Origin of the sequence: Thermococcus sp. Bubb.Bath, from assembly GCF_012027595.1 — an archaeon.
GTDB lineage: Archaea > Methanobacteriota_B > Thermococci > Thermococcales > Thermococcaceae > Thermococcus.
The window spans coordinates 895,671-906,307 of the sequence record NZ_SNUR01000001.1 but is presented as its reverse complement, the minus strand read 5'-3'; the positions used below and the strand labels follow the sequence as shown (position 1 = coordinate 906,307).

The window sequence follows — 10,637 nt, the reverse complement described above, 5'->3', positions numbered from 1 at the left end:
CTTGAGGAGAGCAAACCCTATGAAACGACAATTTTGTTGGTAAACCCCCTCGAGAATTTCCTTTTTTAGAAAGCACGCAATCTTTCCGCCAGCGCTTTCGTCAGAAAGGGCTGTTGTGGTGCGGGGGCGGGGATTTGAACCCCGGAACCCCTACGGGACGGGACCCTCAATCCCGCGCCTTTGACCAGGCTCGGCAACCCCCGCGTCGCCAAACTATAAGGCTTGAGCGGGGTTTATAAATTTTTCTATGGTCTAAAGGTGGAATGAAGATTGCCTCTTGACCATTTTATAGTGCGGGCACTATGTTATAGTTAGAGATTCAGAATGGGAACTCATCGTCAGAATCAAAAGTCTGTTTAAGTTTACATATTTTTCCTTAGAATCTCTCTCCAGTTAACATCCACCGAGAACTCCTCGACGAGAACATTAACAACATCTTCCGGTAGGCCCTGCTTCTTCAGAGCCTTTTTGAAGGCCCTCTTTCCGCGATTGACAATCCGAATTATTCCCGCAATTTGGAAGAGAAACCTTGGGATGTGTAAAAAGAGAAGCTTAAGGGGAGAGCAGACTAAGTTCACTCTTCCCTCCCCTCCTCTTCCTCGATCTCGACTTCCCTGACCTTCTTCGGTTTGCTGGGTATGTTTATGTTGACGTTGTGTCCGCCTCTACCTGCTATTAAGCCCTGGAGCATCTCCATCAGACTCTTTGCGGCATTCACACTCTTCATGTACTCCTTCGTCAGCTCCGTGGCGGTCTCCTTGTCCATTCCAGCCTCAACAAGGTTCTTGTAGAAGTCGGCGACGCTCTTGCCCATTGCCGCCATCTTCTCGGGGCTGTATAGCTCGGTGATGAGGTCTTTTATCGGCCCTATGATGTCCTCCATCATCGGCCCAATCTTGTCCATCAGCTGGGCCGCCTTCTCGATGTCCTTGTCGCCCTCGACCGCCTCTATAAGGTCTTCGAGCATATCCACCTTTTTCTCTAGAGCATCGAGCTCCTCTGGGCTTTTTGCATTCTTCATTTCCTCAGCGATTTCGTCAACCAGCCTCTCAATCTTCTCCGCGTTCACCATATCAACCACCTCAATCATCATTAGTCTGCTCAAACCTAATTGGCATTCCGATCAGGTCTAACCACTTCTTGATCACATCTCTGGAGAGCGCGTAGACCTTTCCCCTGCTTCCCTCTGCTGGAATTTCCCTCACGACTCCAAGTTCCTCCAGTTCCTCAAGCTTTGCCCTCACGGTGTTGCGTGAGGCCTTTCCGCGCCTTCCCTTGAGTTCTCTTGCGATCTCGCTCACGTTCGCCCTCCTGAGGTCGAAGAGTATCTTCACGATCTCCCTCGCTATGGGGTCGTGCTTTATCTCTGGGATGACGACGTCCACCCCCAGCCCTCCATACTCTGCGTAGAGGTTGAGGAGCCGGAGGTAGGACTGGGCCATCTGAGAAACGATCTCGAAGCTCGCCCTCATGGCTTCAAGGGTCTTTTTGAGCTCCTGGACTTCCCTGGTGAGGTCTTCATCGGACATGTTTAGTAGTTGGGTGCTCAATCATTTAGGGGTTGTGGTCATGGTTGAGCAGTTGTTTTCCATACAGGTCAGCCCAGCTTCTTCTCTAATCCTCCTACAACAAGTCCCGTCAGATTCGCCGCAGAGTGGAAGAGGAAGGCCGTTAGGAGAGAGCGGGTAATAGCAAAGAGATAGCCCACCGAAAGACCGACCAGGAATACCCCAGAGACTGCTAAAGCCCTTCCAGAGGAATTCCCCTCAAAGGCCATCCAGTGGGGGAACGCGAAGAGGGCCGCCGAAGAAATGACCGCACCCCAGAACACTCCGCTAGAGAGCAAATACCCTTCCAGGAGCCCCCTGTAGAGAGTCTCCTCACCAATGGGAGCAATGACGAGGAGAAGGAAGAAGAGCTCCAGTTTTCCTTCGGGGAGATCAGGTGGGTTCATCTCCACTCCAAACAGCTTCCAAATGATATTGAGCACCAACGAGAGAAGAAAGCCACCTAAAAACGTCTCTGGGAGGCGCGATGGAGAGAAGTTTATGGGAACTCTGAGGAAGAACATCAAAAGGAGCGAAAAAGCTATGAAAGAGCTCTGAATTGCAAAACCCGCTGCTTTTCTGTTCTTTTGAACGATAATTGAGGCTAATGTGGAGGAGGGAATAAAAACAAGGAGCCAGAGGAGGAACGCTATGATATATTCAAGCATATTTGGTCACCTCGGGGAGGACTTTAATTATTCTCTCAAGATTTTCAATGTCTCTTCTTGAGGATTCTTTGTATAAAATGCTTGGCATCGGCTCCAATGCAGTGGAAGTTCGGGAATTCCTGCGAGAGCACGTGAGGTTGAGCCACCTGGAAGAGGGGAGCGGGGGCTAAAGATCATGCTTTCTTCCCCCTTTTCAGCATTAAAAGCACGGCGTAAGCAACACCCAGCATGGAAAGTCCTATAAGGGCTCCCCAAAGCAAGCCGCTGGTTGAGTATATGCCGCTGAGATAATCAATGGCCTTAGTTAGTTCGTTCCTGAGGATCACTGGAGGCAAGACTGCAAAAAGGATCGTCGTTCCCAGGATCGCCTTTCTAGCACTCGCATACCTCAAGTATGCCCAGGGAAGCATGTTCCCAAGCCAGTGAATTGTCATCACCAGAAGGAGACTGCCAGTGTAGAGGTAGGCCCAGCCGAGGACGAGGCCGACCAGCGTGTTGAATAACAACATGCCCCAGCGCCTGTTGGAATGGGAGAACTTGTGGGCCAGACCGAAGAAAATGGAAATCCCAACGAGGCCGACCAACGGATTCCAGAGCGAGATTAAGCCTAAGAAAATGTAGCGGTTCACCAGCTCCTCCGGCAGGGCGGCGCTTATAACCTGGATAGCGGCCGCCTGAGCAAAGGTAAGGCTTTTCACAAGCTCCAGCTCTTTCCTTTCTTCCTTGCTTTTAGGGTGGAAAAAATCCCGGAATTCTGGGATGGCTGGGATGGAGCTCAAAAGTGCTAGTGAGAAAAAGATCAGGAAATCCCTTACAGGGAAATCCCAGCGGACGAAGTAAACCCCAGGACAGAGGAGGGTCACAAAGACTGCAAGAAGAACCGTGAAGAACGATGTGAAGAGCCAGTAGCCGGCTATCTCCCCAAATTTTCTCTGAAACACCTTTACGAGTGGCTTAGTATACAGGGCTTTCGTTATGAAGAGGAAGAACGCCAGGGTGAATACAATCAGTGGGTTCATGGCACCACCCATTCTAATTTAGGGTAATATATTAAAACCTTTCTATGATGGTGATGATCTTTTCTGTGGTAAAAAGTTGAATCCCCTCAAACTGTTTTTTTCTTTCAAAAATCTCCTCAGGGTCTTCTCCACTTTATTCCTAACCACTTAGTGACGGCCTTCTAGTTGAAGGGGAGAACAAAGAGCCTCAAGGTGCCGATTTTCATATGGCTGGCCAGCATGGTGCTATGAATGCCCTGCTTTTGAAATTCTGGAAACATCATACACTAATATTGAGAAGAGAGCTCCTACAAGGGGGAACATAATGACGATACCCCACCAACCTAAAAGTTTTGGGTTTAGTGCTATGAACACCGCGTCCCAGAGTCCATGGACTAATATCAACGGCTCTATTCTCCTGAAGGCGAGCCTGTAGGAGGAGAGTATTAATGCTGCGATGAGCTGGCTGATGTTGAGTCCAACGGCAAAGTGAGCGAGCCAGTGTATTACTGAATTTCCGAAGAGGGCGGCCCATCCACCGAACCTCTCCTCAAGGGAAGCGAAGAGCAGACCCCTGAAAAGCAGTTCCTCAATGAGACCTGCTATGATGAGATAGTTCAGAAAGTAAAGGAGGAACTTCCAAGGTGGCATGGCATTGTGTGGAACGAACGCCACAACGACAAGAGGAAAAATGAAGAAAACAAATGGGAACAGGATGTGTTTAATGGGATGAAACTCGCCACCGAGGCCAAGCTCCCCTCTGGTGTAACCTGAAAGCTTTACAACCGCAAATACAAGAAATATTATCTCCCCAAGGCACAGAAACATGTGAATTGAACCCAAGCTGATGAACTTGTTCGAGAGCACCATTGCGGTTAGAAACAGGGTTAAAAGGACACCTCTACTCCACCGCTCCATCCCACATCTCCCGAAATAACTTTACATGAAAACTTTTTAAAACTCTTTTGTGTTGTAATTTCAGGGATGACTATGAGGCCCCTAATCCTGAAGGGCGAAAAAGTGTCGCTTGGAATTCTCCTCAAGGAAGACCTCCAAAAAAGCTGGGAGTGGTTCAACGAGCGGAGCACCGCCAGGGCCCTCTTCAATTCCGCTTATTTCACCCTTCCAGAGGAGGAAGAGGAGTTCTACGAAGAGATGAAGAAGAACAAGGACAAAATGCCCACTTTTGCCTTGGTTGAAAACCAGGGCGGAAAGTTCGTTGGTGTGGCGGGCTTTAACTGGGTGAACTACCAGGCGAGGTGGGGTGAGATATTCTACTACCTGGTCCCAGAAGAGCGCGGGAAGGGCTACGGAACCGAAGTGGTGGTCCTTCTGGTGAACTACGCCTTCAACCACCTGAATCTACACAAGGTCTGGGCAAAGGTTCACGCCGACAACGGGGCTTCGATAAAGGTTTTCGAAAAGAACGGGTTTACTTTGGCGGGGAGGCTTAGAGACCACGTCTGGAGCGATGGAAAATACGTGGATGAGCTGTTCTATGAGCTAATTCGAAATGAACATGCTTGAGCGCAATAAATCATTTAAGGCCTTCAATCTACCGAGTCCTATGAACCACCGCCTCTATCGCCTTCACCTCCTGACTTCGGGTCTGAGGCTGTTCGGCGACGCAATCGAGACCGTTGCCCTACCCTGGAGTCTGCTGAAGGGCACGGGTTCGCTCGTAAGCATAGGGAGCTACGCCCTCTTCACCCACCTGCCCTGGATTTTTCTGCCGCCTCTCCTTGGAAAGAGTCTTGATAGAACTCCCAAAAAGGTGAGGCTCGCTTTTCTGGCACTCCTCCTCCAATCCCTCCTGGCTGTCATAGTAGTTCCATTCTCTTCAAACCTCTGGGCTTTTTACATCATCGTTTCCGGAATCTCGGCGCTGGATATTCTCCACCGCTACTACGGCTTCTCGCTGATTGCTGCAATGACCCTTGAGGAGAGCGAACTGCAGGGACTGAACGCGACCCTCTCACTCGTGGGGAACGTCGTTTCCCTCGTCGCGTTTCCCGTAGCGGGCGCCCTCGCCTACCGCTTCGGTGTTAAGGCGATGCTCCTCGATGCCCTCCTTCTTGCGGTTGGGGCGGCCCCTCTAGTGCCCTACTTAGGAGTCGAGATATCTTCAGTGACGGCAAAAGAAGAGAGAGCGGCCAGCCCTGCTCAGACCTTTACCAGAAGGTTTATCCTTGGCGTTTTGGCTTCTCTCCTTCTCTTCAACTTCGCCCTTGGGAGCTTTAGAATCTTCGTGTTCGCCCGGCTTAAGGAGTTTGCAACGGCAGAATTCCTCTATGGTATCATGGAATCGCTCACCGCCCTTGGGAGCCTTATTGGTGTGGGCTTCATAGCGTATTTAGCCCACGGGAGAGGGGTCGGAGCAGCGAAGCCTCTCCTATTGGGAATGTTGCTCCAGAGCGTTGCCCTGCTCCTCGCCGGCTTTCCTCCGATTTACCCCCTGATTTCTGCCGTCTTCATCGTCGGCTTCGGCGGGGAGCTTCTCAATGTTTCCGCCGATAGCCTGTTTCAGAAGTACCTCCCCCTTGAAGGCCTTGGAACGGCGAGGGGCCTCTTCGATGCCCTGGCAACGCTCGTCATTCCGCTTTCGCAGCTGGCCTTTGCGTGGATGATTGAGAGAAGCTGGGAAATTCAGATTCTGGTGGTTCTGGCGTTTTCTATGGCGGTTGCCGCATTCCTGCCCCTCAGGGAGATTCTTTGGGAAGCAAAAGCATAAAATCCAAAGCACTAACCTATCCCAGGTGGACCACAATGGAACCTGTGATTCGCGAGGCTAAACCCGAAGATAAACCGTTCATAGAGGAGATTTCAAGGCTGACATGGGGAGGAGAGGATTACCTAGCGCGCGTCTTCGATGAGTGGATTGAAGACGGGGACTTCTACGTCCTTGAGCTCGATGGAAGGGTAATCGGAACGGCCAAGCTCACCCTTCTTCCCAATAAAGTGGGATGGATGGAGGGGCTTAGGGTACACCCTGACTACCGTGGCAGGGGCTTTGGAAGAATGCTCCACAACTTCATAGTTCAGAGAGGAAGAGAGCTGGTGGAAGAGGGTAAAATAGAGGCTCTTGAGTTTGCCACCTACTTCCTCAACAGGGAGAGCATAGCGATGGCGAAGAAGGACGGCTTCTCAGTTATAGCGAAGTTCTTCAACCTCGGCGCCAAAGTGGCCGACTTCCAGCCAGAGGAGCCCTCCCCGACGGAGTTTGAGATGGAAGACCTGGGCCTTGGAATAATCCCCCTCGGCTGGAAGTTCGTGCACAGGAGTGGGGAAGCCCTGAAGTGGCTCAGGGAGAAAGGAGAAGCCTATGAAACCGGCGGCTTCAAGTTCATAGCAACGAAAGACGGCATCACGTTCACGCCGCTGTCAGCGGGCCTGGGCTGCATAAGGGCGATGCTGCCGGCGATGGCGTGGGTGGCAAGGGAAAAGAGACGGGAGGAGTTCGACCTGATGCTCACGAGCGGCATGAAGCCGGTTCTCCCGGGTCTGAAGAGGCTCGGTCTCTTCCTCTGGGACGAGACGGAAGAACCCAACGTGCTTGTGTTCAGAAAGCGGCCCTGAATACTTGATATATACAAAACATGTCCCAATAAAAGAAAAACGAAAACCTTTATAAAAACCCATAATTTTTAGTTTAATTTTTATATTTCAATTTCATTTTGCGTTATGATTGCACACTAAATATTGTATTTAAGTTTGTATTTCAAACTCCATGACTTTGGGATATCATGATTCATTATTAAAAAATCTGTATTATATAATCTTTTTTATGTCACATTAAACTTTAAAAAAAACAAGATAAATACTATTAGGACTTTATTGTCCAAATATGTTCATTGTTTGATATTGAAAAGGAACACCTAAAAGCATGGTTCTCGAAAATCTTTCGAAAAAAGTTCCGGCTCCGGCCGAATCGAATGAGGTGGTGAAGATGTTTAGTCCTGCCAGCGATGGGTTCATGTTGATAGCGGCTGCCCTCGTTTTCATTATGACCCCCGGTTTGGCTTTGTTCTACGGGGGAATGGTGAACAAGAAGAACGCGGTAACAATGATGATGCAGAACTTCTTCTCGGCTGGATGGACAACGGTTCTCTGGGTCGTCTTCGGCTTCAGCCTCGCCTTTGCCAAGGACATCGGCGGCGTAATCGGGAACCTCCAGTACTTCCTGCTCGATCACATCGGCCCCAACACCCTCTACCCCGGGAACCACGAGATAAGCATGCTCACCTTCATGGTATATCAGCTCATGTTCGCTATAATTACTCCGGTCCTCATGACGGGAGCCTTCGCTGACAGAATGCGCTTCAAGGCCTTCATAGTCTTCCTGACCCTCTGGATGATCTTTGTGTATTTCCCCTTCGCCCACTGGCTCTGGGGAGGAGGCTTCCTAGCCAAGTGGGGAGTCGAGGACTTCGCAGGGGGTCTCGTCGTCCACACCAGCGCCGGCTTCGGTGCCCTCGCGGCGGTATTCTACCTAGGAAAGAGGAAGCACGTCCTTGAGGGCAACCACAGCCTTCCACTCATCGTCATAGGCACCGCCCTCCTCTGGTTCGGCTGGTTCGGCTTCAACGCGGGCTCAGCCCTTAGGGTTGACGTGGACACCAACGTAGCCTTCGTCAACACCATGGAGGCCGCGGCATTTGCGGCCGTGACCTGGATGTTCTGGGACTACTGGAAGACTGGAAAATGGAGCGCCCTCGGATTCATGACCGGTTCTATAGCCGGACTCGCCACGATAACCCCTGCCGCTGGTTTTGTTAACCCGCAGGCGGCAATGATAATCGGAATAACCGCGGCTATAGTCTGCCACCTCGCCGTAGACTACAAGAACAGGAAGGGCTGGGACGACGCACTTGACGTCTGGGGCGTCCACGGGATAGGCGGCTTCAGTGGCATAATACTCCTGGGAATATTCGGAAGCTCCGCAATACTCGGAAGCAACGGCCTCATCTATGGTGGAGTCGGGTTCTTCGGCAAACAGGTCGCGGCAGCGGTAATGTGCGCCATCTACGCCTTCGTCGTTACCTACATCCTGATGTGGGTCACCGATAAGATAACGCCCGTCCGCGTCCCGGAGGAGGCCGAGAATACCGGTCTCGACGAGTACGAATGGGCTGAAGAGGCCTACAGCCTTTGAATTCTTTTCTATTTTTGCTTAGGATGGAAAGCCTTTTCTGCTTCCCTGCGTTCTTATAACGGTGCCCGATATGGAAATCGTCCGCCTTACTGAAGAGAATCTGGGTGATTTTCAGTCAATGTACGCAGAATTCTTCAAGGAGCTTCGCGAAAAACAGGGCTGGAAACCGGGTGAAGAGGGGATCTACAGAAAAGAGGCCGAGGTCTACTTTAAGCACGTTGATTTAATATTTCTCGCCTTAGAAGGCAGCAAAGCGGCAGGGTTCATAAGGCTTTCGAGCAGGGAAAGGTGCTTCTGGGTTGAGGAGCTCTACGTCAGACCGGAATTCAGGGGAAAAGGAATTGGGAGAGCACTCGTCGAACGGGCAGAGAAAGAGGTTCTCAAGCACGACACCTCCCTCTACCTCCTCGTCCTCCCGCAGGATAGGGACGCCATAGGGTTCTGGAAGAAGGTAGGTTACACCACTGTGAACACGATCGAGCTGGTTAAGGAACTCAAACCCGAAGATAGGGAGGGGAGCTTCCACACCATCGAGATACTCGGTGAGGACTTCAAGATCCTCCGGTGGAAGAACGAAAAGTTCAGCGATGAGGAGAGGCGCTTCATGTATCTGCTTTGGAAGTTCTACTCAAAGGGTGGAACAAAGGAGGAGTTCCTGAAGCTGGTGAACAGCGCCCTAGAGGGATGGCTCGAGTGAGGATTAAACCTCTCGAAACCGGAGCCGAGAGGCAGGTATGCCTTGAGATAGCGAAGGCCCTGCCCGAGTGGTTCAACGAGGCCGGCGTTAAGGCCATCGAGCGAGGCTTTGAAGTCCTCGTCGTCAAAACCTTCGGAGGTCTCTCTTATCAGCCTTACGATGAGACGAGGCGTTTCTACGAAAAGAAGGGCTTCGCGAGGGTAGCTCTGATAGACCCCTATCCTAAGTGGGGCAAGGAGGCGCTGATATACGTGAAGTTTCTCCGCAAAGGTTAAGAGCTAATCCTCTCTCCTTTCCCTATACGCTGGAGCGAGATCCCCAGAGAGGCCAAGGCCTACATGCTCTACCACACCCTCATAGCCCCAGGGTTGATAGTCTGGATTCTCTTTCCCCTCTACCTTATGAAGACAGGATATTCGATTTTAGAGGTGGGAGCCTTCTTCACGGCAGTCAACATAGCCGCCATCCCCCTTACCTACCTCTTCGGCAGGCTTTTCAACCGCTGGGACATCAAAAAGGGCCTGATAGCAATAGACATCCTCGACGGGATAGCCTACGTCATGTACGGTCTCTCCAGTGGTGCAATATCTTCGCTTATGCTCTTTGGGGGTCGGGCAGTCGAGAAGCTCTCAACGCTCCTGTATCCCCTCTACCGGGCCTACGAGCAGATAATATATCCCGAAGATGAATACGAGGAGATATTCGCCTGGCACCTAAGGTTGCCAGAGATTAGCAGGCTTATAACATTCCCGATAATGGGCTATCTCCTCGGCTACGTCTACACAGAGCCGGGGCACTATCGCCTGACTTTCCTCTTCTTCGGCCTCTTCTCGGTCGTTACTGTTACTTACCTCTGGCTCTTCCTACCCTCTGCGGGTAAGGAGGAAAGGATAAGTCCGGAAGGCTTCACGTTCAAAGCGGGTGAGTTCAAGCGTCTCCTCGCGTTTGAAACGCTATTAACGCTCGCATGGGAGCTCGCCCCTGAGTTCGTCCTCATAAATTACGTCGTCTTCGTCCTTCACAAGACCGTTTTCGAGGTGACGCTGATAGCCGTTGCGAGCAGTCTGGCTTCCATAATCGGAACCTACGCCAGCGAGAGAATTCCAAAGGAAAAGGGCTTCCAAGCGATATCCCTTGGAATGTTTCTCAACTCTTTCTACGCCCTCGTGATGGCCCTTGCTCCACCATTCTGGCTTGCTCTGGTGGCTTACGCCATTGAATCCTTTAGCGGCGTTTTCTGGTTCCCATTTTACCGCTCCTGGATGTTCAGGCTCATTCCGATGGAGAAGGCCAGCGAGCTTCATGCGGCAATATCGAGCTACCGGAGGGTTATCGGACTCGTGACCCCGCTCGTGGCCGGAGCTTTAGCGAGCATCCACCCAACCCTGCCCTATGGTGCAAGCCTTTTGGGTTTCATAGTGGCGGGGTTGTTCCTTCTATGGATTGCAAAAGGAAGGTAAAGCTCACGACTCGTCATCTGGGGGCACAGAGGCCGTAGAAATTGAAATGGATTAAAGGTAGACCCCAGTGAAAAGGGAAAAGGAGATACACAGCCATGGGGTCGGAATTTCTTCC

Annotated in this window: 12 protein-coding genes and 1 tRNA gene; 7 read left to right on the top strand and 6 right to left on the bottom strand. The window is 51.2% G+C overall.

Translation table 11 applies throughout. The features are described 5' to 3' along the window. Positions 1–116 precede the first annotated feature (116 nt). From E3E29_RS05095 to E3E29_RS05065, 6 genes are all read right to left on the bottom strand, one after another. Positions 117–204: transfer RNA gene (locus tag E3E29_RS05095), tRNA-Leu, on the bottom strand. A 370-nt stretch (positions 205–574) separates the two neighbouring features. After that, entirely contained in the window at positions 575–1,072 is a 498-nt protein-coding gene (locus E3E29_RS05085) for a hypothetical protein (protein WP_167909718.1), read from the bottom strand. 10 nt (positions 1,073–1,082) lie between these two features. Then, complete coding sequence (locus E3E29_RS05080; protein ID WP_167909717.1) at positions 1,083–1,529, bottom strand: ArsR family transcriptional regulator; 447 nt, start codon at positions 1,527–1,529, stop codon at positions 1,083–1,085. Between the two features lie 68 nt (positions 1,530–1,597). After that, positions 1,598–2,215, bottom strand: coding sequence for a CPBP family intramembrane glutamic endopeptidase (locus tag E3E29_RS05075; RefSeq protein ID WP_167909716.1), 618 nt, complete (start codon positions 2,213–2,215; stop codon positions 1,598–1,600). A gap of 173 nt (positions 2,216–2,388) precedes the next feature. Next, positions 2,389–3,246 carry a CPBP family intramembrane glutamic endopeptidase gene (locus E3E29_RS05070; protein ID WP_167909715.1) on the bottom strand — a complete coding sequence of 286 codons (858 nt, stop codon included), beginning with the start codon at positions 3,244–3,246 and terminating at the stop codon, positions 2,389–2,391. Positions 3,247–3,459: 213 nt separating this feature from the next. Continuing rightward, positions 3,460–4,131, bottom strand: a complete 672-nt coding sequence (locus tag E3E29_RS05065; RefSeq protein WP_167909714.1) for a CPBP family intramembrane glutamic endopeptidase — start codon at positions 4,129–4,131, stop codon at positions 3,460–3,462. 66 nt (positions 4,132–4,197) lie between these two features. Between E3E29_RS05065 and E3E29_RS05060 the strand changes: the two genes are divergently transcribed. The 7 genes from E3E29_RS05060 (at position 4,198) to E3E29_RS05030 (ending at position 10,522) form a co-directional block, all read left to right on the top strand. After that, positions 4,198–4,740, top strand: a complete 543-nt coding sequence (locus E3E29_RS05060) for a GNAT family N-acetyltransferase (protein WP_240922747.1) — start codon at positions 4,198–4,200, stop codon at positions 4,738–4,740. A 40-nt stretch (positions 4,741–4,780) separates the two neighbouring features. Further along, positions 4,781–5,944 carry an MFS transporter gene (locus E3E29_RS05055; RefSeq protein ID WP_167909713.1) on the top strand — a complete coding sequence of 388 codons (1,164 nt, stop codon included), beginning with the start codon at positions 4,781–4,783 and terminating at the stop codon, positions 5,942–5,944. A gap of 35 nt (positions 5,945–5,979) precedes the next feature. Continuing rightward, positions 5,980–6,789 carry a GNAT family N-acetyltransferase gene (locus E3E29_RS05050; protein ID WP_167909712.1) on the top strand — a complete coding sequence of 270 codons (810 nt, stop codon included), beginning with the start codon at positions 5,980–5,982 and terminating at the stop codon, positions 6,787–6,789. Positions 6,790–7,159: 370 nt separating this feature from the next. Then, entirely contained in the window at positions 7,160–8,365 is a 1,206-nt protein-coding gene (locus tag E3E29_RS05045) for an ammonium transporter (protein ID WP_167909941.1), read from the top strand. A gap of 70 nt (positions 8,366–8,435) precedes the next feature. Next, a complete protein-coding gene (locus tag E3E29_RS05040) occupies positions 8,436–9,062 on the top strand; it encodes an N-acetyltransferase (protein ID WP_167909940.1) in 627 nt (208 codons plus the stop codon). Next, positions 9,059–9,337, top strand: a complete 279-nt coding sequence (locus E3E29_RS05035; protein WP_240922746.1) for a hypothetical protein — start codon at positions 9,059–9,061, stop codon at positions 9,335–9,337. The genes E3E29_RS05040 and E3E29_RS05035 overlap by 4 nt, the downstream gene beginning before the upstream one ends. A gap of 24 nt (positions 9,338–9,361) precedes the next feature. Further along, on the top strand, positions 9,362–10,522 hold the full coding sequence (locus E3E29_RS05030) for an MFS transporter (protein WP_167909939.1): 1,161 nt from the start codon (positions 9,362–9,364) through the stop codon (positions 10,520–10,522). Positions 10,523–10,637: the final 115 nt, after the last annotated feature.